The sequence below is a fragment of the Paenibacillus sp. 102 genome, assembly GCF_039549175.1.
Taxonomy (GTDB): Bacteria; Bacillota; Bacilli; order Bacillales; family Bacillaceae_G; genus Bacillus_A.
The window spans coordinates 133,433-157,271 of sequence record NZ_JBCGHT010000010.1 but is presented as its reverse complement, the minus strand read 5'-3'; the positions used below and the strand labels follow the sequence as shown (position 1 = coordinate 157,271).

General features: G+C 34.2%; 23 protein-coding genes, 1 tRNA gene and 2 pseudogenes. 21 read left to right on the top strand and 5 right to left on the bottom strand.

Annotated features, from left to right (window positions below; all coding sequences use genetic code 11):
* Positions 1 to 687 precede the first annotated feature (687 nt).
* Positions 688 to 767: pseudogene (locus AAIE21_RS29630) on the bottom strand (class Ib ribonucleoside-diphosphate reductase assembly flavoprotein NrdI); the annotation flags it as partial.
* 303 nt (positions 768 to 1,070) lie between these two features.
* Between AAIE21_RS29630 and AAIE21_RS29625 the strand changes: the two are divergent.
* From AAIE21_RS29625 to AAIE21_RS19855, 5 genes are all read left to right on the top strand, one after another.
* Complete coding sequence (locus AAIE21_RS29625) at positions 1,071 to 1,283, top strand: hypothetical protein (RefSeq protein WP_481858695.1); 213 nt, start codon at positions 1,071 to 1,073, stop codon at positions 1,281 to 1,283.
* 840 nt (positions 1,284 to 2,123) lie between these two features.
* Positions 2,124 to 2,402, top strand: a complete 279-nt coding sequence (locus AAIE21_RS19870; RefSeq protein WP_343268371.1) for a helix-turn-helix transcriptional regulator — start codon at positions 2,124 to 2,126, stop codon at positions 2,400 to 2,402.
* A complete protein-coding gene (locus tag AAIE21_RS19865) occupies positions 2,389 to 2,784 on the top strand; it encodes a phBC6A51 family helix-turn-helix protein (RefSeq protein ID WP_343268370.1) in 396 nt (131 codons plus the stop codon). Before AAIE21_RS19870 ends, AAIE21_RS19865 begins: the two co-directional genes overlap by 14 nt.
* Positions 2,785 to 2,786: 2 nt before the next feature.
* Positions 2,787 to 3,410 (top strand): hypothetical protein, encoded by a 624-nt coding sequence (locus AAIE21_RS19860; protein WP_343268369.1) that lies wholly within the window; start codon positions 2,787 to 2,789, stop codon positions 3,408 to 3,410.
* Positions 3,410 to 3,604, top strand: coding sequence for a hypothetical protein (locus tag AAIE21_RS19855; protein WP_343268368.1), 195 nt, complete (start codon positions 3,410 to 3,412; stop codon positions 3,602 to 3,604). Before AAIE21_RS19860 ends, AAIE21_RS19855 begins: the two co-directional genes overlap by 1 nt.
* Positions 3,605 to 3,891: 287 nt before the next feature.
* Here the strand turns inward: AAIE21_RS19855 and AAIE21_RS19850 are convergent, their stop codons facing one another.
* On the bottom strand, positions 3,892 to 4,443 hold the full coding sequence (locus AAIE21_RS19850; RefSeq protein ID WP_343268367.1) for a tyrosine-type recombinase/integrase: 552 nt from the start codon (positions 4,441 to 4,443) through the stop codon (positions 3,892 to 3,894).
* Between the two features lie 266 nt (positions 4,444 to 4,709).
* On the opposite strand from AAIE21_RS19850, the gene AAIE21_RS19845 reads away from it, so the two are divergent.
* Positions 4,710 to 4,838 (top strand): hypothetical protein, encoded by a 129-nt coding sequence (locus tag AAIE21_RS19845; RefSeq protein WP_343268366.1) that lies wholly within the window; start codon positions 4,710 to 4,712, stop codon positions 4,836 to 4,838.
* A 784-nt stretch (positions 4,839 to 5,622) separates the two neighbouring features.
* Positions 5,623 to 6,582, top strand: coding sequence for a hypothetical protein (locus tag AAIE21_RS19840; protein ID WP_343268365.1), 960 nt, complete (start codon positions 5,623 to 5,625; stop codon positions 6,580 to 6,582).
* Between the two features lie 64 nt (positions 6,583 to 6,646).
* On the opposite strand, the gene AAIE21_RS19835 is transcribed toward AAIE21_RS19840, so the two are convergent.
* Together AAIE21_RS19835 and AAIE21_RS19830 are read right to left on the bottom strand one after the other, a co-directional pair.
* Positions 6,647 to 7,003 (bottom strand): Phr family secreted Rap phosphatase inhibitor, encoded by a 357-nt coding sequence (locus AAIE21_RS19835; protein WP_343268364.1) that lies wholly within the window; start codon positions 7,001 to 7,003, stop codon positions 6,647 to 6,649.
* Complete coding sequence (locus AAIE21_RS19830) at positions 7,003 to 8,097, bottom strand: response regulator aspartate phosphatase (protein ID WP_343268363.1); 1,095 nt, start codon at positions 8,095 to 8,097, stop codon at positions 7,003 to 7,005. Before AAIE21_RS19830 ends, AAIE21_RS19835 begins: the two co-directional genes overlap by 1 nt.
* 366 nt (positions 8,098 to 8,463) lie before the next feature.
* Between AAIE21_RS19830 and AAIE21_RS19825 the strand changes: the two genes are divergently transcribed.
* The 13 genes from AAIE21_RS19825 to yhbH all read left to right on the top strand — a co-directional run bounded on the left by AAIE21_RS19825 (position 8,464) and on the right by yhbH (position 22,570).
* The gene (locus AAIE21_RS19825; RefSeq protein ID WP_343268362.1) at positions 8,464 to 9,150 is read left to right on the top strand and encodes a sigma-70 family RNA polymerase sigma factor; all 687 of its coding nucleotides are present in this window, start codon (positions 8,464 to 8,466) and stop codon (positions 9,148 to 9,150) included.
* A gap of 127 nt (positions 9,151 to 9,277) precedes the next feature.
* Positions 9,278 to 10,258 carry a hypothetical protein gene (locus AAIE21_RS19820; RefSeq protein WP_343268361.1) on the top strand — a complete coding sequence of 327 codons (981 nt, stop codon included), beginning with the start codon at positions 9,278 to 9,280 and terminating at the stop codon, positions 10,256 to 10,258.
* A gap of 840 nt (positions 10,259 to 11,098) precedes the next feature.
* On the top strand, positions 11,099 to 11,686 hold the full coding sequence (locus AAIE21_RS19815) for a PRK06770 family protein (RefSeq protein WP_343268360.1): 588 nt from the start codon (positions 11,099 to 11,101) through the stop codon (positions 11,684 to 11,686).
* A gap of 274 nt (positions 11,687 to 11,960) precedes the next feature.
* Positions 11,961 to 12,680 (top strand): YebC/PmpR family DNA-binding transcriptional regulator, encoded by a 720-nt coding sequence (locus AAIE21_RS19810; protein WP_343268359.1) that lies wholly within the window; start codon positions 11,961 to 11,963, stop codon positions 12,678 to 12,680.
* Positions 12,681 to 12,814: 134 nt separating this feature from the next.
* Positions 12,815 to 13,276 carry an NUDIX hydrolase gene (locus tag AAIE21_RS19805; protein WP_343268358.1) on the top strand — a complete coding sequence of 154 codons (462 nt, stop codon included), beginning with the start codon at positions 12,815 to 12,817 and terminating at the stop codon, positions 13,274 to 13,276.
* Positions 13,277 to 13,778: 502 nt separating this feature from the next.
* On the top strand, positions 13,779 to 14,555 hold the full coding sequence (locus AAIE21_RS19800) for a transglycosylase domain-containing protein (RefSeq protein ID WP_343268357.1): 777 nt from the start codon (positions 13,779 to 13,781) through the stop codon (positions 14,553 to 14,555).
* 190 nt (positions 14,556 to 14,745) lie between these two features.
* Entirely contained in the window at positions 14,746 to 15,399 is a 654-nt protein-coding gene (locus AAIE21_RS19795) for a DsbA family protein (protein WP_343268356.1), read from the top strand.
* Positions 15,400 to 15,514: 115 nt separating this feature from the next.
* A tRNA-Gly gene (locus AAIE21_RS19790) sits at positions 15,515 to 15,588 on the top strand.
* Positions 15,589 to 15,797: 209 nt separating this feature from the next.
* Positions 15,798 to 16,940 (top strand): tRNA epoxyqueuosine(34) reductase QueG, encoded by a 1,143-nt coding sequence (gene queG / locus AAIE21_RS19785; RefSeq protein ID WP_343268355.1) that lies wholly within the window; start codon positions 15,798 to 15,800, stop codon positions 16,938 to 16,940.
* Between the two features lie 44 nt (positions 16,941 to 16,984).
* Positions 16,985 to 17,872, top strand: coding sequence for an amidase domain-containing protein (locus AAIE21_RS19780; RefSeq protein WP_343268354.1), 888 nt, complete (start codon positions 16,985 to 16,987; stop codon positions 17,870 to 17,872).
* Positions 17,873 to 17,930: 58 nt separating this feature from the next.
* Positions 17,931 to 18,419 carry a tRNA (uridine(34)/cytosine(34)/5-carboxymethylaminomethyluridine(34)-2'-O)-methyltransferase TrmL gene (trmL, locus tag AAIE21_RS19775; protein WP_343268353.1) on the top strand — a complete coding sequence of 163 codons (489 nt, stop codon included), beginning with the start codon at positions 17,931 to 17,933 and terminating at the stop codon, positions 18,417 to 18,419.
* Positions 18,420 to 18,821: 402 nt separating this feature from the next.
* On the top strand, positions 18,822 to 20,717 hold the full coding sequence (locus AAIE21_RS19770) for a PrkA family serine protein kinase (protein WP_343268352.1): 1,896 nt from the start codon (positions 18,822 to 18,824) through the stop codon (positions 20,715 to 20,717).
* 677 nt (positions 20,718 to 21,394) lie between these two features.
* Positions 21,395 to 22,570: a sporulation protein YhbH gene (yhbH, locus tag AAIE21_RS19765; RefSeq protein WP_098335747.1), complete on the top strand. Its 1,176-nt coding sequence runs from the start codon at positions 21,395 to 21,397 to the stop codon at positions 22,568 to 22,570.
* Positions 22,571 to 22,691: 121 nt separating this feature from the next.
* On the opposite strand, the pseudogene AAIE21_RS19760 reads toward yhbH, so the two are convergent.
* Positions 22,692 to 23,069: pseudogene (locus tag AAIE21_RS19760) on the bottom strand (BCCT family transporter); the annotation flags it as partial.
* A gap of 215 nt (positions 23,070 to 23,284) precedes the next feature.
* Here AAIE21_RS19760 and AAIE21_RS19755 point away from each other — a divergent pair.
* Complete coding sequence (locus tag AAIE21_RS19755) at positions 23,285 to 23,833, top strand: NfeD family membrane protein (RefSeq protein WP_343268351.1); 549 nt, start codon at positions 23,285 to 23,287, stop codon at positions 23,831 to 23,833.
* Positions 23,834 to 23,839 lie beyond the last annotated feature (6 nt).

The window sequence follows — 23,839 nt, the reverse complement described above, 5'->3', positions numbered from 1 at the left end:
AAGAGTCTAAAAACATTGAACATCACAGTAAAGGTCACATTAAATACAAATCCCAAAACAGCAAACAAAACTTGAATCTTTTCATGTGTTTTCATGTTTATCTCACCACCTTATGAAGTTTACCATCTGACCATGGTAAACTTTTTTGTAATTCTCTTATCTCCCGATATTAGCAATTAACTTGCACGCCGGCATATTAATTTACTAATAGCTTAGATTAAGAGAATTTGTTGCATTTATGAAGGGAATAAATCCCATCGTTTCCCTAAATATTGTATTACGTTTCAAAACAAGACACAAGATATATGTATAAATTCTTTCTTTTTTTAACTTTTACTTTTCGACATAGCAAGCCGTTTTTTTCAATACAAAGACTATGAAATCACACCTTAAAACACATAGCAATAAAGTGCTTTTCAAAAAAGTTGTCAACGAATTTAACCATTTTCACAAAAATGCTAGCAATATTTTTTGTAAAAAAACGATAAATACTGGACTTAAAAAAATAACCTTTTTCATTCGTCTAAAAAAGAATAGACTCTATTAAGCAATCTATTTCAATTGGTTACACTTTATTGATTAAATACATAAATTATCTCTTATAGAAAAGGTGAAAATTTTATCCTATCTTCCACCTGTCGACAATACTAATTATTGTTTTCTAGTGCTATTTCTCTACATATATTCTCAATGTGTCGCAATCTCCGCACCCTTTCTTTAAAATATTTTACATCTTTATTTGTTCCAGATAACTCGAATTTTGATACATATGAAGCATGTATAGTTTTTTTACCTTCAATCCGAAAAAATATCCCTTATAAATAAATGATGAAAATACGCATCTGTATATAAAGGGGATTTTAATACGCCTAAATTGACTTATAGGGGGCATATTTCGCTATTTTTATAGGGTCTAACCGAACTTTTAGCAAATTGCGGTTTGATTGTGCTTGCAGTATATTAAATTCGAGACTAGCGTTCTAGTTTTTCGACTAATCCAGTAACAAGCGAAATTACATAACATGTCATTCTCCTCTAGATGGTATAATAAGGAAAAGAGGGGAGGTTCGATGAATATTCTCATGCTAGTTTTTGATGTCATATTCGATACACTGTATACGTTTTTTTCAAAGGGAATTTGGGTAGTCTTGTTCTTCTTTTTCCTGAATAAGTTGTACGAGAATCAAAGATTGGCGGCAACATTACGTGTGATTACTCCCGTTCTTCTTGGATTTTATCTCTTATACATTATTTTAAAACCGCTTATTATATTTTTGGATTAGCATGTTTTTTTCAAAAATGCTGACGGTACCCCTTATAGGTAAATAGCCCGTTTGACTCACGATGACCTGTCCCTTGTGCTGTGTGCTTAATAATATGATTCATACCGCATAGAATCGGTGTTTCTTGTGGTAATGAGGTACAAGGGACTGTATCCTAGGTTTTGTGATTATTAAAATGGAATATAATTCCTACAAGGGATTTTCTATTAAGCACAAAAGTTGTTACTTTAAAAAACTCAGTCGTATCAAGGGTTCATTTTTTGTCACAAAAATTTAACATTTTATTTCTTGTAAAAAGTACCTTCAGCTTGTGCTGTATATAGAGAGAGTTAAACGAACGAAATGAATAAGCGTTAGCTTAAATATGGTTTTAATGAATAGGTCTAACGATATATCGTTGAAGAGATATAAAAGATATACGAGAACTTCGTTCTCGTAGCCTTCGGCAAGTTTGTTTTATAACTATTCCTATAAATCTTTTTCCTGTTTCAACAATCTACAAACCATAGGGCGGTCTTTCCGCTTTTATTGCTAAATAATACTCCTTCCTTTGCCCGCGGTTCTTTGCCGTGGGTTCTTTTTTTATACCTTTATTTATACCTTCAAATAATTTTCTCATTTTGTCTAAAAAGTTTCATTTTCTTCTTGTAAAAGTTCTTCTTAGTTAGCTTATATAGTGGGAAAGCTTAACGGCTTCCCTTCCAATGCCAATCATTTCAGAGAGTATTATCGCTATTGAATCTTCCTAAATTTAGACGAACGTGATGTAGGAGTCATGTTCGTCTTTTTTCCTTTTAAAAAAATCAAATTCACATACACACAAAAAACGGGGGTTACGTTATGGAACAAAAAGAATTGAAAATCGCAGTTATTTTGAATCCAAAATCAATCGGTATTCTACGAAAAATTAAAGGTGTCACGGCTTCTCAATTAGCTGAGAGAATGTTTATTGGTCATTCGACGTTGATGAAGGTAGAAAGCGGATTTACACCAATTACAGACTTAATGAATGTGCGTTTATGGAAAGGTTTAGCGGGGCTTGGCTATTCCGTTGAAGAAATTTATTTATTAGATGCCTTTGTAAAGCATAAAGGGGGCGTTGTTGATGAAGCAGCGTAAACTTACACCTCAACAATTAGAGACCTTAGTCGATGTATTCGAGAAGCAAAGAAGCGGGCAAACGTTAACAGCTATCGCAAACGATATTGGAGTGTCCCGCAGGAATATTTACAATTGGCGAAAATCTGAAGAGTGGATAGAGATGGAACGTCAATTAAAAGAGAAACTTATTCAGGATGCTTATTACAGTGTCATGGACACGTTAGTTCGTCGGGCTATTGAAGGTAAATCACCAAAGTTCATTGAGTTGTACTTGAAGACACAAGGCAAGCTTAGAGAACAAGACGGCGTACAAGTTAACGTTAATAACAATATCGTACAAGACGGCGTACCAGACGATATATTTGCAGAACTGGACGCAATTTTACAGGGGGAATATTAATTATGAAAAACGCAGTAGAGACAGCAAATGAAACAGTAACAAAGTATACGGAAAAGCGTATCGAATTACAAAATAAATTAGTAGAATTAGACACGGATATGCGTAGATTAAACAAAGAAATTGAAGCCGATTTCCAAGCCACCGTTATGAATGGCGGCACGCCAAACGAAAAGCTACGCATGGAATTATCAGTAGTTCAAGGGACAAGAGAACAGGTGTTAATCATGTTAGGAAACATGGACAATTTACTTCAAGGTGCTTTAGAGGGAATGCGTGACCAAGTCGAAGCAGACCGCGACACGGTATTTGCAGGAATCCGTAAACAAGAAGAAGCACTTGCAACTGAAATCAAGGACGCAAAGCTAAACTATTTACAATTACTCGTAAAGCAGAACGAATTAATTATGCAAGGCAGCGGTGAATTAGGTGCGTTCCGTGATATTGAATCACGTTTAGGTATGAGACCGATTGATATGCGTACGCGTCGTTTAGTAGATTTTGATATTGCACAAACTTTTTACAAGGGCTTCCATCCTATTGTGACCGTTGAAGAAGTACGCAAAGCTTACTTTGGAGAACTTGAGTACCATGCCCAACAATATGCAGAACAAAAGGGAAGTAAGTAATGGCGATGACATCGAGAGAGAAAATCGCGGAACATTACAAGCGTAGTGCGATAGCGTTGGAAGTAACAAGAGAAGTATCAAGCGAAATGGATACTCAAAAGCGTACTGAAGGCGAAGTGCAAACCTTCGGGGAAATGCTGAATAATCCGTTTTTGAATGTTAAGGCGGGTTATGATAACCATAAAACAGAATAGGAATTATCAAAGGGCTAGTGACGTTGTAGGGGCGTTGCTAGTCCTTCTTTTTTAACCATCTAGTGAAAGATAGGGCGTCGATATGAGGACGATAGGCACGTTAAAATTGACGCTGTAACTTCCAAGAAACCGCCCATTTATGTAACAGATTTCATTTTAATATTTGTGTAGCGAATCCAAAGGAATCCGCATCATTACTAGCTTTATAAGTAATCACAAGGGATAGTAATATTAATAGTTGTGAAAACAAAAAGAACGCGGGGCAGCCGTGCCGCCTAGCGTCCTTCTTATAAAACGAATTGGTTTAAACTATCTTCAATTTCTTCTTCGGTGATTCCGATGTAAGTAAGCGTAATTTGCGGGTGGGAATGGTTAAGGATTGTTTGTAGTTTTGCAACGTCCTTTGTCTGTTTGTAGAACCAGTAACCGAATGTTTTACGCATTGTATGAGTGCCGATTCCTTCCGTAATATCAGCCATTTCAGCCGCCTTATTTAGCTGTCTGTATGCTTGCGTTGTTGTAATAGGCTTATCCCCTTTACGAGAAGGGAACAGCCATTCAGAATCTACCGTATTAGCGTATGCTTGTATTTCATCATAAATATTAACAAGGCTAATTGTCCGCGGCTTCTTCGTCTTTCCTTCTTGAATGGTAATCTTCTTTTTCTTTTTAACGTCGCTAGTCTTTAGTTTTAATAAATCGCCCACACGTAATCCCGTATTGATTCCAATTAGAAACATAATGTAGTCGCGTTCTGAACAATGGCGGCGTAAACTCCATTTCATATCTTCAATTTGTTCCTTGCTTCGTATAGGTTGCACGTCTTTGATTTGATTCATCATAAATCCGCCCTTTGTATATGTAGTAAAATCAATGATTTGAATGTACGTTTTTTTAAGATATTTATAGAATAACGGTATTTCAGGATGGAGTCAATAGAATCAATAAAACGAATGTAAGTTTTTATGTAGAAACATACATTTATACTATCGTTATTATTTTGGGAAATAAATCCTTTTAACCTATACATTACATATTTTGTATAGTATAATCAGAAACGGAACCTATGTTCTATTTTAAAGGAAAGTGAAAGGAGGAGATTGTAGTGGAATTGTACTTTATGTTATTCATTGCAGGAGTGTTTATAGTAAAGTGGATTTTAGAAGATAAACCACTTCGTAGTCTGTTAGCTAATGTTCTGGGATTACCGCTTGTAATTGCAGGGGAGAATTAAAGAGTTTTAGAATTGAGGAATTAATATGTTGCTTAACAAATGGGGTGCTATTTATTTAGTCCCCTATCTTTTTTTAGACGCACGTTTATTTTGTGGTGGGTCTATTCTATTGCGGTACGTATAACGTACCCCGCATCTTATCCCGTATCCCATCCTATCCCATATCCTACCCGATATCCTCACGCTATTATCTATTACTTATATCAATACTAATATCATAATGATATATCTATGTCCCTATCCCATATCGTAATGCGTATCATATCCCGCATCCCTACATTATAATCATTACTATCTAATAGTATTATAGATGTTTCAATAACGTTGAGTTCTGAAACAATAACATTAGTTATCTACTTACATATTATTAGTATTGATTTAATAATGTTTATTATGTTTCATTAATATGTTTCAAAACCTTTTAATATATTTTGTTTTATTTTGTTAAAAGATTTATTATTTCTTCGTTCATCCTTCGATTGTTGTGTGTGAACAACATAGTTATGATACAACGTAAATAATTTGCATATAAAAGAGTGAATTTTCTGAATTTACACCCACCATGGGGGACGGCGGCTTAGTTTTGCGGGGTAAAGGGTATTTAAAATACACGTATCAAATTTTAACCATATGGAAATTAATTCCCAAGCGTTAACAATCCGATAACATTCGAATAGTCCCGTATTTTTATTTTAATTAATCACAAGTTATGTGTCACAAAATTAAAGCACTCGTACGAATAGAGGATGTAAAAGGAAAAATATCTATTCGGAGGAATTTTATTATGAACACAACCATTACAAACCCTGAAACATTCATTATTGACGGCAACATTCGTGAAACTTACATGAACCGCGTGGACGTATTGGAAAAAGTGAAAGATTTATTACTATTACCTAATTTAGAAATGGCGACAACAAAGCAAGTTGCGGATTTCTACGAAGTTAACACAGAAGCCATTAAAAAGATTATGGTACGTCATCGTTTTGAACTAGAAAGCGACGGAATGTCGTTAGTAAAACGAGGAAATATTGGTGATTTTCTAAAGGGACAACATGTCCATATAGAAACCGTGTCTAGTGTTGCCATCATTAAAGACGCAAACGGAAATGACTACAAATTTACAAACAGAGGTTCAATGCTGTTCCCGCGTCGTGCAATCCTACGTGTCGGAATGTTGCTTCGCGATTCAGCTATTGCGAAAGAAGTGCGTACGCAACTATTGAACATCGAAGAAAAAGCAACCCAAGAAGTTAAAGTCGCGGACATTAACGAAGAACAATCATTACAAATTGCCGTAGGACAGGCGTTTATGTCGGGAGATATCAACGCACTAGCACAAGCCGCAACGGGTTTAATGGCGTTTAAGAATCGTCATATTACCGAAATTGAAAACAAGTTGAAAGAAAAAGAACTAGTCGTTAAAACATTAGCAAAAGAAGAAGTTTCTTTTAAAAATCCAGAAAAGGTACTTCAAAGTTTAGCGGCTAGATACGGTAAAGCACATGGGGACAATTATCTGATAGCGTGGAAAGACCTTCGAAGTCATCTGCGGTACAAAGTAACGCCGGGAATAAATTTAAAAGCAAGAAAAACACGGGCTATTAGAAGTGGGGGAAAAGGTGTTACGTATCCAAAAGTTATTAAGGAACACGAATTCCCTAAGGTTATTTCCGCAATGGTAGCGTTATGTGAAAATAAAGGTATCAAAGTCACAGACATTTTAAAAGAAGCCGTAATCTAATTCTTTTATTTTTATAACAAAAAAGAACGCCTAGTGTGAGGGTTTGGCGTTCTTTTTTCGTTAATTAAATTGTTTCACCATGTTCTTCTAGTTTACTTATTCCACCGTCCCCACGGTTATCAGCAGGTGAACCAGTGTTGCCATCAGCTTCATTACTTACAATACCAGTATTTCCATGTGCATAAGATGAAGACCAAGTGTCACCAAGATTTTCAGCAGGTGCACCACCACCATCACCATCAGCATCACCTCTATTATCGGCAGGTACAGGAGTATCACCTATATTTAATGCTAAATCAGGTCTTTGTGGTGCGGGTGTGTCACCTTTGTTTAATGCCGAAAATCCTGGAATGTTGTTAACACTAAAAGTCATAATTCCAGCTAACGCTAATCCTGTTATTGTTAATCCAATCTTTTTCATTACTTTAACGCCCCTTTAGCTAATAGTTTTTTTCTTGCTTCATTACTAATGTAGAAATATTTACTAGCCTTCGCATGATTTTCCTCTGCATAAAATTTATTCGCTAGTCGTTCTGCATATTCTTCAATACAATCCCATAATTCTTCTTTTTTAAAGTATGAAACTCCTGCTAATACAGCAGTTTCTAACTCTGTAGTGTTAGATGTGTTGTTCATTTCTCTTAGAATTGTAAAACGGTATTGATATTCCTTATTCCCTAATTCATTGCAGATAGTTAAACCCTTTTCAATGAGTTGAGACGCAATTTCTGTTTCACCTAATTTTAAATTTTCATCTGCTTGTAAATATATGGCTTTAAAGTGATTTGGTATGTTTTCTGTAACCTCTGATAAGTGACGAATTGCTAAAGAGGAAAGATTTTGATTTGCATACAATAGTCCGATGTTATTTCTAACACGTAGTAACAGTGTTCTTTCATTTTTATTTTTTAGAATATCTATGGCGGCGTTAAAGTTTTCTTCGGCTTGTTCAAATTGTCTTAAATCTATACAAGATAACCCAAAAATGTTATCACATAAAGCTACATTGATTTCATAGCCCACATGTTTAGAAAATATATCTTTTGCTACTCGTATGTGGTCAATAGCTAAAAGCGGTTTATAGATTTGATAATAAAATGAAGCTAAACGATAATTAAATTCAGCTTTCTCTAATTCATTAGGTACATACATTAAAAATTTTTCAGCTTTCTCAAAATGTTCTTTTGCTACATTGTAGTCTGCAAGAATGGTGCTGTGAATTGCTTTGAAGAAGTGATAATAATAGGATAGAAAGCTGTTATCAGGTATATCAAAGGAGTTAATTTCATTAAAACTATCTTTTGTAATGTTAAGTCCATCTGTCAGCACTTTATATCTGAAGTTTAATAATGAATAATATAATAATAAATTTTCGTCTTCCTGTTTATTGGAAAGTTTGTCCTCAATCTCTTGTTTAAATGGTTTTGCTTTTTCTACTTGTTGCTGTAGTATCACCTGATACCAGTCATTTAGTAGCTTTGAAATTTGTTCATTCCCCTTCATTTGAACGTTCATGAAATCCCCTCACCTTTTTTGAATATTCTTATAAATAATGATAGCAAGAATAAAATATAATAGAAATTGAATTTCAATATTTCTCAACATTTGTGTAACAATTAAATCTCCATTATTAGACATCTTGTATGTTAGCGAATAAGTGTTGATTGTAAATTGGCAAGGGGTTGTTCCTTGTCTTTTTTGTGTTTCAGTGCCGTCATCCCATATGAAAAATAATTTTTATCGATATAGTGTCACGTTTTGTGCGTGTAGAGACGAATAGAAGGAGGGAGAGGTAGTTCCTTTCCTGTCTAAGACATACATAAATACAACATTTTTTTGCAGTTTTGTCACAACAAACTTAAAAATTATGGGGGTTGCAACATGAAATTATACAAAAAAGAAAAGAGAACACACATTCAAATACAGCAGGAAGATAAGGTGGAACGAATAAAGCGAATTTATGATGATAAAAAAATAAAGCAGGTGCTTGCGGTAGAAAAGACATGGAATAAGTATGCTATGCTTCGATTAGACGAGGGGGAAGATGCTTTCTATATCGTGTTTAATAATTATTTAATAAAGGGTTTGATGCGGTCTATTTTGAATAAATTTGAAAGTGCATGGAAAAATAAACGGATTTTTCGAGATGATTTCGAGAGTGTATTTTGGGAGAAGTTATGGCGTGTTTGCCAAGAACATTCGTGGAATGATGAGTATTACTTATATGAAAAGATTAAAAAAGCCTTGGAGTGTGCTGCCTATAATCTTATAAAGTCAAAGTTAAGAACTGATAAACGAAAGGCTAATCATCAAAATGTTGACCTTGTGGCAGACTTAGAAAAGATTGATTCGACGTTTCGTATTGAAGGTAATGTAGAAACTAGGTTATTAATCGACCAGTATTGTAATGATGTTGAAGTGAGTTTAATAACAACTTATATAGAAAGTCCTCATTTATCATATAGAGACTTAGGGCGTTTACATGGGATAAATCATCCTGAAAGAGTGAGACGGATACTTGATTCTGCAAAGGGGAAGTTAAGGAAGGCTTTATCACAAAACATATAATATATTTTGCATAGTATTTTTGTAAGTAATCTATTCTTAAAATTAACGTTTCATTACGCTATTACGTTTTTGGGGTATATACAAATTGGGGAGATGGACAGTAGTATAAGAGTGGGGAGGGGGAAACATGAGTATAACTCTTAATTTGTTAACAGATAGGCGTGTGCCTATTAAAACGACGATGAAAATATTATCAAAATTAGGATTTGAAATGAAAGAATCGATAACATATTATTGGTTTGATGAATTCCAATCCAAAAGAGGCTGTTGGTTAAATGTTAGACATTATACGGAAATGCACAACAGGAATTTAGGAAGAAAGAGAAGTAAGGTTATTTTTGAATCGACTACTACTGAAGGTCGCAACTATCATGATTTGGAGATGCAAAATAAAGTTATAGAAAAGCTATATGAAGTTTTTGGAGGAATTATATATTCTCCTAATGATGAGACATGTGGATTTCTAAAAAATGATTTGCCAGAGTTAACACAAACAGAAATAGCTTTTGAAGCTACGTATTGGCACTTTAAACAAAATCTAGAAAGATGTAAACTCCTTATAGAAGATATAGATTATGACAATATAAATGATGATTATTTTTCTTTAACTCATGATGTTTCGGTAATAAAAAATAATGTATTGATACTTTCTATGTTCTCCATTTTTGAAAATTTTTTAAGAAAAATATTCAGTGGGTATATGGATACTAACGAGGAAGCATACGATAAAATACTTAGTCCAAAAGGGATACTATATACAGAAATAGAACAATTAGTGTCTGGTGAGAAATCTATTGCAGAGATGGAAGTAGACAAATACTCACTTCAAAACATTGAATCTATCATCAATGCGTGTAAAAAATATATGAATTTCAATGTTGAAAAAGAAATCTTGAGTCAAAGTACATCAACGTATAACTACGGTGAAAGATTTAATTCGGGAGATGTTTTAGAAGAGTTTATAGGAGTGAGAAATCAATTGATGTATAAGGCTGATTTAAATATAAGGCTAACCAAATACGAAATAAGCAAATACTTATTCAGTTTAAACGATTTTGCTATGAGACTTGTATCTTCCTTTTTAAAAAACAAAGATTTAGGTTCTTAATAGGAAAGGCTATAAGAAATTTATTTCAAATATGCTATTTTTATGAACGAGTTTCTTCCTATTATATATAAGAAGATTTTTTGGGGGCTAAGTAGATAGATTATCTATTTAGGTAGGGTTAATTTTCCTGTCTATTAATTAAAACAATAAGAAATAATTTCTCAAATTTCTTGCAGTGGTAAGAAGATTTCATTTATAATTAATATTATTAGTTAATCGTACGAATAGAATGTAAGACGATAACCACAATTAACGATTGAATATACTGTAATATCACATACAAATAATGATAAATACAAATAAAACTCGTTCATTACCGACTCAAAATCGTGTTCCTTCGGGAGTGTCGGTTCGACCCCGACCATCGGTATCATGTAACATGATGAAAAAAGACTTCAACAGAAATGTTGGAGTCTTTTTTTGTTTTTCAACACGACAAAAATAATCCGAAATCGTGTACCTCGATCGTGGACACTTAAGAAAGTTCATGAATCGGGGTTTTTGTTTATTTTTACACTTATTCCTCATTATAAATGTTTGAAACGTTGAAGAAAACATATGAACAATTTGGTAAAGAAAGATTCTATACGGAGCGCCGTGTAAAGGAAATGGGTATTAGGCAGTCTATGTAACGTAGAGGGAGTCGTCTAGATAACTCCCAGAATTTCTTCCGCAGTTTTTAATTCGTCCAAATTTCCCATCGCCTTTTTGAAGTTCACTATCAATTATAATAATTACTTGAAAATTAATCATCAATTTACCAATATTACATATAGAATACATTTTTGGTATAATATTCTTCATATAGGGTATTTAATGAGTGTAAGATGGGGGAATAAGATGCAAAAGAAAATAATAATTTGGTCGGGTTCAATTGTAGGATTAATTGCTCTTACTATCGGTATAACTTTTGGAATGCTTGAGCTTGCGGACAATCCAGCAGATAAAAAAGCTGGCGCAGAGATAGATACAAGCGAGTATGCAGAAGCTCCAAGAGAAAAAGAATCAATTAGTGGTGGAATACAAGGAGCAGATGAAAAACTTCGTATCACTAAAAATTCTACAGAAAATGATGTTGTTACAGCAATGCATAGTATGACTCACCAAAAAGTAGTAGCAGCTCAAAAGTGGGGAGCAATCCCAATGACGAAGAAGAATGCTGAGACAGTAAAAAATATCGTAAGTCAAAGTAATTTTGAAAAGAAACAAGAACTTTTAGCAATTGCTGAAAGATGGATAAATAGAGATTTTAGTAAAGTTGTAGATGACCATAACTACTTTTGGACATCACAAGAAGGAAACATTGGTAAAGCTACAGGAGTTATGGATCCATTAGAAGAACAAAATTTCTCTTTAAATAATTTCGGAGATGAAGTAACACGTCAGCTGCACAACTCAGGAGACCTTAAGCATATTTCAGGAAAATAAACATCCATAGTTTATAGTTAGAAGCTTCCTTTGGGAGGCTTTTTTCATTGACACTGTCAAATCATGTTATTTGATTGTTAAACTCGTAATGAATTATAGAATTAAGGTATAATATAACTTGGTGAATGAACAAAATTATATCGATGTATATTATGTCAATAATGTGAGTCGATAATGAACTTTTTGTATTTATTTTGAAAAAGTGTTGAATAAACATTATATTTCATATTAATATTTTTTATGTAGATTTAAATGTGAAAGAGAGTGGAACAGAATGGGTCGTAAATGGAATAATATTAAAGAGAAAAAAGCATCAAAAGATGCAAATACAAGCCGTGTATACGCTAAATTTGGACGTGAGATTTATGTAGCGGCAAAACAAGGTGAACCAGATCCAGAATCAAACCAAGCTTTAAAAGTTGTACTTGAGCGTGCAAAAACGTACAGTGTACCAAAAACAATTATTGACCGTGCAATTGAAAAAGCAAAAGGTGGTTCAGAAGAAAATTACGATGAACTTCGTTATGAAGGATTTGGACCAAATGGATCTATGGTAATTGTAGATACACTTACAAATAACGTGAACCGTACTGCAGCAGATGTACGTGCTGCATTTAGTAAAAATAGCGGTAATATGGGTGTAAATGGATCTGTAGCATATATGTTTGATGCGACAGCTGTTATTGGGCTTGAAGGGAAAACAGCAGATGAAGTGCTTGAAATACTAATGGAAGCAGATGTTGATGCACGTGATATTTTAGAAGAAGAAGAGGCAGTTATCGTTTATGCTGAGCCGGATCAGTTCCATGCGGTACAAGCAGCGCTTAAGGATGTTGGTATTACAGAATTTACAGTTGCTGAACTAACAATGCTTGCACAAAGTGATGTAACACTTTCAGAAGATGCACAAGCACAATTTGAAAAAATGATTGATGCATTGGAAGATTTAGAAGATGTTCAACAAGTTTACCACAATGTGGATTTAGGCGAATAATATAGGAAAAAGGGACCTTTTGTATTTAAAGCAAAAGGTCTCTTTTTATGTTCGAAAAGAAAAGGGTAATTCTTGTTAGTGGTGAATATTAAAATATAAAGTATTTTAAATTTTCGTTTTCTGGAGGATGCATAATGGAATATATAGTACCTAAGCATATTATTGCTGTTTCTGCTTACATAATGAATGAAAATAACGAAATTCTATTAGTAAAGGTGCAGTGGAGAGGTGATACGTGGGAAATGCCTGGAGGACAAGTAGAGGAAGGAGAACCTCTGGATCAGGCAGTTTGCCGAGAAGTGCTTGAAGAAACGGGGCTTACAGTAAAACCAATTGGAATTACAGGCCTTTACTATAATACTTCAAAGCATATTTTATCAGTGGTGTTTAAGGTGGAGTATGTGAGCGGAGAAATAAAGGTTCCAGCTGAAGAAATAAAAGAAGCAAAATTTATTGCTTTGAATGAAGATAATATTGATGAATATATAACGCGTCCTCACATGAAATCGAGAACCCTTGATGCCATAAAAGCAAAGAATTTCATTCCATATGAAACTTGGAAAGTAGATCCTTACAATTTGGTAGGCCGGTTATAGAACAAATAAAGTTATTATATCTAAAAAGAACAAGTGATTTGATAGATTTCAATTCACTTGTTCTTTTGTCTTATGTTGTATGAGAAAAAATGTCTAATCTGAAGTTGAAGAGGAAAAACTAAGTAATGAATTAGATAGGTATATTGGTGATTATTTAGAATAAATATATCGATTGATAGAACGTTTGTTTGTTGTTATAATTATAGTCTCTTAATTAAGAGTGAACCGTTTTATCCAATGTTTAAGACTATTTTTTAGAAGTAGTTTAGCTAGAAACTACTTAAAATTGAAAAAACACGAGATGGTATAATAGAAGAATGGATATGTGATTTTAAAAGCTATCAACAGGAATAGAAATTTATTATGATTTCAGTTAAAATATGTATTTTATAGCTTACAACATTGTAAGGTAAGTGTAAGAGAAATCAATTGGAGATTGCTTTGAGAAACAGTATTCTAAATGTAAGGACTATATATGTTGTAAGGAAAAGAGGTGTGCACGATGAAAGAACGAGTACTGTCTAGGGTTAACTATCATCAAAAAGTTTCATTCAATCCAATTACAAAGTTTCTTTATAAAGCTATTATTTTATTATTACTACTTAGTTGTACATTATTATTGATTGGAAATGTAATGATTGAACGAAGTGATATTAGTAAGCTACATGTACCCGCTAAATTAGAGGTACCAGAATCTCTGGCTCATGCATTTATTGCGACAGAAGATAAAAGGTTTTATCACCATAACGGTTTAGACTATATAGCAATTGTTCGAGCTTCTATTGAAAATATAAAAGCTGGTGGTGTTGTACAGGGCGGAAGTACAATTACACAGCAGCTTTCCAAAAATGCTTTTTTATCTAATGAACGTACATTTTCTCGTAAATGGAAAGAAATTTTTTATACAAAAAAAATTGAGCGCACATTTACTAAAAATGAGATTTTAAAATTATATGTGAGCAATATTTATTATGGAGAAGGTGCATGGGGGATTGAAAAAGCATCCCAGCTATACTTTGGTAAAAAGGTAAATCAATTAACATTAAGTGAGAGTGCAATGATGGCTGCTATTGTGAAAGCTCCAGCTTATTATTCTCCTGCTCAGAATTATGATAAAGCAATAGAAAGACGAAATGTCGTTTTGAAATTAATGGAACGGGAAGGGTATATTAGTCATGATGAATATATGCAAGCAATTGGTGAAAAATTAGTAATTCGTCATGATATTCCAAATAAGCATTCATTGCAAAAAGTAGCTCGTGAAAAAGCAGTAAGCTAAAAGCGAAGTTCCATAGAGGGAACTTCGCTTTTTTGAATAGAATAGCCAAAGAAGAGACACAATATTGACACATTTGTCGTATTTTTGGAAATTATGTGAGCGTGTTCATTGCATGATGTATAAAAGTATTGATATCATGTGTAATGTGTACAACAATGTATACAGAATATGAATTTAAAGAGGAATGTATATGAAATCATCAAATAAAATCATGGCTCTTGGTATTGTTTTTTCTATCGCAGTATTGATTGTAATTGGGACAATTGCATACAGTATCATAAATGACAAAAAAGATAAAGGGAATGAGATGTTTGCTTATTCCACGCAGCAATCTTTAGGTAAAGAGGATGCTCCTATTAAGGTTGTAGAATTTGGAGATTTTAAATGCCCAGCTTGTCGAACTTGGGATGCGACGGTATTACCTCGTTTAAAAGAAGAGTATATTAATAAAGGTAAAGTACAGTTTTATTTCATTAACTTCCCATTTATCGGAAAAGATTCTGATTTAGGTGCAGCTGCTGGTGAAGCGATTTATAAACAGGATCCAGAATCCTTCTGGATATTCTATGATGAAATCTATCAAAGTCAGAAGAAAGATACTGAAGAATGGATTACAGAAGAACTGCTTCTTAATATAGTGAAGGAAAAACTTCCAAAAGTTAATGTGGATCAGTTTACAAAAGACTTACACAGCAAAGAAATTCAAGAGAAAGTAAGTAAAGATTCAGACCGTGCACAAAAACTGAAAGTACAAGGTGCTCCTTCAGTATATGTAAACGGAAATCTTGCGAATCCAGATTATGATAGTATAAAAAAAGCAATTGATAAAGAATTGAAAAAGTGATGAGTATACTCATCACTTTTTCGACTTTTTTCGATAAAATTCTTGCTTAGGCTTTTGTGACATGCTATACTATTTTACATAAGTTATTCAGATAACTTAAATTTTTTTCACATTTGCGGGTGTAGTTTAGTGGTAAAACAAGAGCCTTCCAAGCTCTGGTCGAGAGTTCGATTCTCTTCACCCGCTCCAAATTTTATTTTATATTCTCATAATAAATTGTGATCAACGCAGTGTTTCGTTTCTAAGATAAACGAGGCATTGCGTTTTTTAATGTTTGGAAATGAAGATTTTATGCGAAAATAGAATTAAGAACTATGATGACGAAGTGAATTGCTAACCATCGGTAGGTGATTACTTGTTTGATGAGGATATGTATTCATCGTAGAAGGAGGCAAAACATGGATTTTGAACAATTAAAGCAAGATGTAATAGCGTATAGTAAAACAATAGGAATAGATAAAATAGGCTTTGCAAGTGCTTCACCATTTGAAGAATTAAAACAACGTTTAATTCAGCAGCAACAATTAAATTACCAGTCTGGCTTTGAAGAGCCTGATATTGAAAAAAGAACTAATCCACAGTTACTATTGCCGGGAGCAAAATCCATTATTGCAATTGCATTAGCGTACCCATCAAAATTGAAAAATGCACCGTTAAGTAAACGAGGAGAAAGACGTGGTATTTTCTGTCGTGCTTCATGGGGACAAGATTATCATCTTGTTTTACGGGATCGTCTGCAAAAATTAGAGGCGTATTTAATTGAGAAGCTTCCTGATATAGAAGTAAAATCAATGGTGGATACTGGAGAATTGAGTGATCGTGCTGTTTCAGAGCGTGCTGGTATTGGATGGAGTGGGAAAAACTGTTCCATTATCACGCCAGAATTTGGCTCTTATGTGTATTTAGGAGAAATGATTACAAATGTACCATTTCCACCGGATCAACCGATAGAAGACCAGTGTGGAAGCTGTACAAAGTGTATTGATATTTGCCCAACTGGTGCACTTGTACAAGGAGGGCAATTAGATTCAAAAAAATGTATTGCTTTTTTAACACAAACAAAAGGCTTCCTTCCAGAAGAATATCGAGATAAAATTGGAAATCGTATTTACGGCTGTGATACGTGTCAAACAGTTTGTCCAAAGAACAGAGGGAAGGACTTTCATAATCATCCAGAAATGGAGCCAGATCCAGAGCTTGTTAAACCATTATTAACTCCATTATTAACGATAAGTAACCGAGATTTTAAAGAGAAATATGGCATCATGTCTGGATCATGGCGCGGGAAAAAACCACTGCAACGAAATGCGATTTTAGCCCTTGCTCATTTTAAAGAAACCACAGCAATTCCTGATTTAATTGGTGTTATGAAAGATGATCCAAGACCTGTAATCCGTGGTACAGCAGCATGGGCTCTAGGAAAAATCGGTGGTGAAGGTGTAGGGGAAGCGATTGAAAAGGCGTTGGGACGTGAAAAGGATGAAGAAGTTCTTCATGAAATGAATCGCGGTCTTGAAATGTTGGCTGAGAAAAAACAGTAGATAATATCTCCTTTTTTCATATTGTAATATGGGAGGGAGAGGAAATGCTGGTAAAACAAAAGCTTGAAAAACAGATGCAACAATTTTTAGCGTATATTACAAATAAACGCGTAAGTGTCGATGAAATTCCTGCTGATTTACTACAAGTATTACAGAGAAAAAGAAATTTGTTTCAAAATCGTGATGCTGAAATTGTAAAGGCAACAGCAGATGTATCTTTTATAAGACAATGGAATAGTAAGCAATATCAAGAAGTAGATTATCGAGTTCATTTGAAATATTTAGTTCATCACCATGAATTATTCTATATGGAAGAAGAACAATTAGAACGACGTGTTTATTTGAAAGATGGACGTATTGTAGAAGATAAAGATATTGAAACAAAAGAAGAAAGATTCCAAGGTGAAACATTAGAGCGTGATGTAGCAAAAGGAAAGTATGATTCATATCAATATAATCGCTTAGAAGCTGTCAAATATGCGGAGTATTGGTGGGATGATCGGAATCCAGCATATCGAAATTTTCCTGATAATTGTACGAATTTTATTTCGCAATGTCTGCATGCTGGTGAAACACCAATGACGGGGTATCCTAACATTCGTAAAGGATGGTGGCAAAGGGAGAATCAATGGAGCTGGAGCTGGGCAGTTGCTCATTCATTTTATTGGTATTTATCAGGAGCTACAACGGGACTTCGTGCTAAAGCGGTAGAAAATCCAGAAGATCTTCTACTTGGGGATGTAATTGTTTATGATTTTGAAGATGATGGTAGATGGAATCATACAACAATAGTTGTAGCCAAAGATGCGGATGGTATGCCGCTTGTAAATGCCCATTCTGCTAATAGCCGTAGGCGGTATTGGAAGTATGAAGATTCCAGTAAATATACGCCGCGAATGAAATATAAATTTTTTCATATTATTAATGGGTAGAGATTTTTCATTCAAGTGGTATAATACGTAGTAGACAAAAGATTGAGGTGAATATCGCGTGGGAGTACATGTTGTTTTATATCAACCAGAAATTCCAGCAAATACAGGAAATATTGCACGTACTTGTGCAGCCACTGGAACAGAATTACATTTAATTAGGCCATTAGGATTTTCAACGGATGATAAAATGTTAAAGCGTGCAGGCTTAGATTATTGGCAGCACGTAAAAGTTACGTATTATGATTCAATTGAAGAGTTTTATGAAAAAAATAGTGACGGTGAATTTTTCTATTTAACAAAGTATGGTGAAAAAGCACATACAGCGTTTGATTATAGTAAGCCTGAGAAAGATTATTACTTTGTATTTGGTAGAGAAACAAACGGATTGCCAGCAAACGTAATCGAAGAAAACTTCGATCATTGTTTACGTATTCCAATGACTGACAAAGTACGTTCTTTAAATTTATCGAATACAGCAGCAATTTTAATTTATGAAGCATTCCGTCAACAAAATTATCCAGGTTTAGATTTAGAAATTGTATACTAAAAATTGGATGTAATAGATAACAAAAAGTGATGGGCCTAGGCCCATCACTTTTTGTTTGTACCTGGTTTATCATTATAACCTGAAGTGAAAATTGCAGTAAGAAACGTAAGCGATACACCTAAAATTAATAATAATTTCATATGAACCCTCCTTCTTCGTATTTTATTTTAGCTAATTTGGGTTTGAAGTTTATGTAGATTCTGTGGAAGTAAAGAAGAGATATCTATAAGAATAAGGGAGACGTTCCCTGATAATCTCATTATACCGAATTTTCTTTTAACTTTGGAATGAAATTTATAATGTTTGTAGGAGATTTCATTTTGATTTAAAGAATGTTTAAGGACATCCTCGCATACCTTTTATAATAATCCGATTGAACAAGGAGATGGGGGAGGAGCTATAATGGATATTCTAAAGAAAATTGAACAGCATCGAGAAGCAGAAGAACGTTTACAATGGGAAGGTACGTTTGCGGAATATTTGGAGCTTGTTAAAGAACGACCATGGGTGGCTCAAACTGCACACTCTCGCATTTACAATATGATTAAAGATACTGGCATTGAAGAGGTAGAAGGTAGAAAAAAATATAATTTTTTTAGCAATCAGCTATTTGGATTAGAAGATGCATTAGAGCGTCTTGTAGAAGAATATTTTCATCCGTCTGCGAAACGTTTAGATGTTAGAAAACGGATTTTATTATTAATGGGGCCAGTTAGTGGTGGGAAATCAACGTTAGTTACTATGTTAAAACGAGGATTAGAGACATACTCGCGTACAGATCGCGGAGCTGTTTTTGCGATAAAAGGTTGCCCGATGCATGAGGACCCACTTCACCTAATACCACATCATTTGCGGGATGATTTTTACGACGAGTATGCCGTAAGAATTGAAGGGAACTTGTCGCCATTAAATGTGATGCGACTAGAAAAAGAATACGGTGGAAGAATTGAAGATGTAATTGTAGAAAGGATTTTCTTCTCGGAAGATCGTCGGACAGGAATTGGTACATTTAGTCCTTCAGATCCGAAATCACAGGATATTGCAGATTTAACAGGAAGTATTGATTTTTCTACAATCGCAGAATATGGATCAGAGTCAGATCCACGTGCATATCGCTTTGATGGAGAGTTAAATAAAGCAAACCGTGGCATGATGGAATTCCAAGAGATGTTAAAGTGTGATGAGAAATTTTTATGGCATCTATTATCTCTTACACAAGAGGGGAATTTCAAAGCTGGGAGATTTGCGCTTATTTCAGCGGATGAATTAATTGTAGCCCATACGAACGAAACAGAGTATCGCTCTTTTATTTCCAATAAGAAAAATGAGGCCTTACATTCAAGAATTATTGTGATGCCGGTTCCATATAATTTACGAGTTAGTGAAGAAGAACATATTTATGAAAAGATGATTTATGAAAGTGATGTTGCAAATGTGCACATTGCGCCGCATACACTTCGCGTCGCAGCGATGTTTACGATTTTAACACGCTTGAAGGATCCGAAGCGCCCAGATATTGATTTAATTAAAAAGATGCGTTTATATGATGGAGAAATGGTCGAAGGATACAATGCAATTGATGTCGAAGAGTTGCAGCGTGAATATCAGGATGAAGGTATGAGTGGTATTGATCCGCGTTATGTCATTAACCGTATTTCTTCTACTATTATTAGAAAAGAAGTACCATCGATTAACGCACTTGATGTATTACGTTCGTTAAAAGATGGATTAGATCAACATCCATCCATTAGCAATGAAGACCGCGAACGCTATATGAATTTCATTTCATTAGCACGAAAAGAGTACGATGACATTGCCAAGAAAGAAGTACAAAAAGCATTTGTATATTCGTATGAAGAATCAGCTAAGACGCTTATGGATAATTACTTAGATAACGTTGAGGCATATTGCAATAAATCAAAATTACGGGATCCATTAACGGGTGAAGAAATGAGTCCAGATGAAAAACTTATGCGTTCTATTGAAGAACAAATTGGTATTTCAGAAAATGCGAAGAAAGCATTCCGAGAAGAAATCTTAATACGAATTTCTGCCTATGCTCGTAAAGGGAAACGTTTTGACTACAATTCACATGAGCGTCTTCGAGAAGCAATCCAGAAAAAATTATTTGCCGATTTGAAAGATATTGTGAAAATTACAACATCTACGAAAACACCAGACGAAAATCAGCTTAAGAAAATTAATGATGTTGTAGCACGCTTAATCGATGAACATGGCTATAATTCTTCATCAGCGAATGAATTACTTCGCTATGTAGGTAGCTTGCTGAATCGATAGTTTGATAATAAAACGCTGTCTCTTATGAAACCAGAGGCAGCGTTTTTGTATCTATCTGATTGAAGTAAAGAAACGATACTATATAAATTCATCTTGATTTTCCAACATCTAAATTGCGGCTATGAAAACAAAAGAAAATCTCACTCATTTCTTACTTTTGTTTTCACACGGCATGGGGCTAAAAAAGGAAATGACCGCTACTACACTTGGCCAGATGCTCTTTTCTACCTAAAAAGTAGGTTTGATGTCGATTTTTCAAAGTAAATGTTTCATTTCATATATGGACTTGTCCAAATATAATAAATTAAGGTGCAATTTCATGAATTTATTGTCAATTATTTTTACAATACGCATATGATAGAGTAACCAACCATTCATACAGAAAAAGCCAACACAATACAATATGTTGCAGAGTGGAAAAGTGTGCAACAATGAATTGTGTTTCTTTCGTATCAGCTAAAGAAATTTCAATTTAAAATGAATGCAAAAATTTTTTGTTAAGGAAGTTCGGAGCAATACGTAAAAAGCTATGGGTGCCTTATGATTATATTATGGAAAAAGTAAGTTCTAATGAACAGATACTTTTTAACTATTCTTGCTGCTACATTAAAACCTCAAATTCGTATATTACTGTTTATTAGAGAAAATAAGGAAAATTACAGTAAGGAGGGAAAAGGATGGGCGAAGAAAATCAACCAAATTATACAATTTCACAGGAAAACTGGTCCCTCCATCGCAAAGGACATGATGATCAACAACGCCATCAAGAAAAGGTGCAAGAGGCAATTAAGAATAACTTACCAGACCTTGTGACAGAAGAAAGTATCGTGATGTCTAATGGTAGGGACGTTGTAAAAATACCAATTCGGTCATTAGATGAATATAAAATTAGATATAACTACGATAAGAATAAACATGTTGGGCAAGGAACTGGTGATAGTAAAGTTGGCGATGTGGTTGCAAGAGATGGATCAAGTGGTCAAAAGCAAAAAGGACCAGGAAAAGGGCAAGGTGCAGGAGATGCAGCTGGAGAAGATTATTATGAAGCGGAAGTATCTATTTTAGAATTAGAGCAAGCGTTTTTTAAAGAGCTGGAGCTACCTAACTTAAAGAGGAAAGAAATGGATGAAAATCGTATTGAACATATTGAATTTAATGACATTAGAAAGACAGGGTTATGGGGGAATATTGATAAAAAACGGACGATGATATCAGCTTATAAACGAAATGCCATGAATGGAAAGCCTGCTTTTCATCCGATTCGCCAAGAGGATTTGAAGTTCCGGACGTGGAATGAAGTGTTGAAGCCAGATTCAAAAGCGGTTGTATTAGCAATGATGGATACAAGCGGATCTATGGGGATTTGGGAGAAGTATATGGCACGGAGCTTCTTCTTTTGGATGACAAGGTTCTTGCGTACAAAGTATGAAACGGTAGATATAGAATTTATTGCCCATCATACAGAAGCGAAGGTCGTAACGGAAGAAGAGTTTTTCTCAAAAGGAGAAAGTGGCGGGACAATATGTTCCTCTGTTTATAGAAAGGCACTTGAGCTTATAGATGGAAAGTATTCACCGGAACGCTATAATATTTATCCATTTCATTTTTCAGATGGAGATAACTTAACATCAGATAATGCTCGTTGTGTGAAGCTTGTGCAAGAATTAATGAAGGTATGTAATATGTTTGGGTATGGGGAAGTAAACCAGTATAATCGTCACAGTACACTTATGTCTGCTTATAAAAATATTAAAGATGAGAATTTTAGGTACTATATTTTAAAGCAGAAAGCTGATGTATTCCATGCAATGAAGAGCTTTTTTAGAGAAGAATCAGGAGAGAAAATGGCGTAACCCCTTTTTTAAGGGGTTTTTTATTGTTTTTAACTGTAAAGGGATGAGGAGGAATTATGTAGATTTTGTATGTAATTTTCATTTTTTACGGCATTTGCTTTGCTTGAACAGCGACGTCTTCCTAGCGCAGTTCCTTAAAAAGCGAAATTATCATTAAAATGACAACAATAGAGAATGGAAATGCTGTGATCGCTGCAATTGTTAATTCCAAAATGAGTTTTAAACTGTTCTTCGTTGATAAGTTACCATTACTTGTTTGCATAGAAACAACAAATGTTGCAGAGTCAACAGAGGTAACAAAGAATGTTGAGAATGGTAAATGTGAAATAGTAGCGAATAATCCAATTTCTGTTCCACTTTTCGCCATTTCATCAGCAATCCTAAGTGATTGGAGTATTTCCATATGAATAGCTGTGCCGCCAAAAATCGCAAACAAAAATACATACTCATACAAATAAAGGGTTAATTGTAAAATAAATGTATATATAACTTTACTTTTTATACAAAATAGTATATTATATAGATATACAATATATCGGTTATTTACTAGGAGGAGCCTGTCACTATAGGCTTCTCCTGTTCTTTTTTAAGCGGCCTGTTGCACAGGTTTTCCTTTAAAGTTTAAATAACTGAAAATTAGGAAAAATAAATTTTTGAAAGAGGTGAGGCATACATATAACAAAGAGAGAAGCGATAATGAAAGGGGGATAAGGCATGACATTGTTTGGTTATCCACTTGAAACAATTTATTTATATGGATTTATTATTGCTACCGTACTTACCGTTATTTATATCTTTTTTGGAGATATATTTGAATCTATATTTAGCTTCGGAGGTGGATCTACATCCATTGTAACGTTACTACTTAGTTTCTTTGCAATGCTCTGTGGTTTTAGTTATATAGGAGAGTATTTATTTACTTGGAATAGTATTGTTATTTTGGCTCTTTCTTTTGGCATATCTTTTATTGGTGTTTTTTTAATGAAGATATTGATTTTAAAACCAATTGCAGAATCTGAACAAAATACAGTGCAACGTATGGATGAATTTGTTGGTTGCAAAGGAGAAGTGATTATTACTATCCCGAAAGAAGGCTTTGGAGAAGTATTAGTTTCTTCGCAATTTGGAAGTAATGCGATACCAGCTAAAGCAATTGGAAAGAAAGATATTATGCAGGGAACACAAGTTATTATTGAGGAAGTTCAAGACGGTGTTTTGTTTGTACAAAACATCGCTTATTCTTTAAAAAAACCAAAGTTATAAGGGGGA

What these genes read in the sequence shown, in the direction of transcription:
- AAIE21_RS19770 (WP_343268352.1), top strand. Translation starts at nt 18,822, where the DNA reads ATGGATATTCTAAAGAAAATTGAACAGCATCGAGAAGCAGAAGAACGT.
- AAIE21_RS19850 (WP_343268367.1), bottom strand. Translation starts at nt 4,443, where the DNA reads ATGAATCAAATCAAAGACGTGCAACCTATACGAAGCAAGGAACAAATT.
- yhbH (WP_098335747.1), top strand. Translation starts at nt 21,395, where the DNA reads ATGGGCGAAGAAAATCAACCAAATTATACAATTTCACAGGAAAACTGG.
- AAIE21_RS19800 (WP_343268357.1), top strand. Translation starts at nt 13,779, where the DNA reads ATGAAAGAACGAGTACTGTCTAGGGTTAACTATCATCAAAAAGTTTCA.
- AAIE21_RS19815 (WP_343268360.1), top strand. Translation starts at nt 11,099, where the DNA reads ATGCAAAAGAAAATAATAATTTGGTCGGGTTCAATTGTAGGATTAATT.
- AAIE21_RS19855 (WP_343268368.1), top strand. Translation starts at nt 3,410, where the DNA reads ATGGCGATGACATCGAGAGAGAAAATCGCGGAACATTACAAGCGTAGT.
- queG (WP_343268355.1), top strand. Translation starts at nt 15,798, where the DNA reads ATGGATTTTGAACAATTAAAGCAAGATGTAATAGCGTATAGTAAAACA.
- AAIE21_RS19805 (WP_343268358.1), top strand. Translation starts at nt 12,815, where the DNA reads ATGGAATATATAGTACCTAAGCATATTATTGCTGTTTCTGCTTACATA.
- AAIE21_RS19865 (WP_343268370.1), top strand. Translation starts at nt 2,389, where the DNA reads ATGAAGCAGCGTAAACTTACACCTCAACAATTAGAGACCTTAGTCGAT.
- AAIE21_RS19820 (WP_343268361.1), top strand. Translation starts at nt 9,278, where the DNA reads ATGAGTATAACTCTTAATTTGTTAACAGATAGGCGTGTGCCTATTAAA.
- AAIE21_RS19830 (WP_343268363.1), bottom strand. Translation starts at nt 8,097, where the DNA reads ATGAACGTTCAAATGAAGGGGAATGAACAAATTTCAAAGCTACTAAAT.
- AAIE21_RS19825 (WP_343268362.1), top strand. Translation starts at nt 8,464, where the DNA reads ATGAAATTATACAAAAAAGAAAAGAGAACACACATTCAAATACAGCAG.
- AAIE21_RS19780 (WP_343268354.1), top strand. Translation starts at nt 16,985, where the DNA reads ATGCTGGTAAAACAAAAGCTTGAAAAACAGATGCAACAATTTTTAGCG.
- AAIE21_RS19755 (WP_343268351.1), top strand. Translation starts at nt 23,285, where the DNA reads ATGACATTGTTTGGTTATCCACTTGAAACAATTTATTTATATGGATTT.
- AAIE21_RS29625 (WP_481858695.1), top strand. Translation starts at nt 1,071, where the DNA reads ATGAATATTCTCATGCTAGTTTTTGATGTCATATTCGATACACTGTAT.
- AAIE21_RS19840 (WP_343268365.1), top strand. Translation starts at nt 5,623, where the DNA reads ATGAACACAACCATTACAAACCCTGAAACATTCATTATTGACGGCAAC.
- AAIE21_RS19795 (WP_343268356.1), top strand. Translation starts at nt 14,746, where the DNA reads ATGAAATCATCAAATAAAATCATGGCTCTTGGTATTGTTTTTTCTATC.
- AAIE21_RS19835 (WP_343268364.1), bottom strand. Translation starts at nt 7,003, where the DNA reads ATGAAAAAGATTGGATTAACAATAACAGGATTAGCGTTAGCTGGAATT.
- AAIE21_RS19810 (WP_343268359.1), top strand. Translation starts at nt 11,961, where the DNA reads ATGGGTCGTAAATGGAATAATATTAAAGAGAAAAAAGCATCAAAAGAT.
- AAIE21_RS19870 (WP_343268371.1), top strand. Translation starts at nt 2,124, where the DNA reads ATGGAACAAAAAGAATTGAAAATCGCAGTTATTTTGAATCCAAAATCA.
- AAIE21_RS19860 (WP_343268369.1), top strand. Translation starts at nt 2,787, where the DNA reads ATGAAAAACGCAGTAGAGACAGCAAATGAAACAGTAACAAAGTATACG.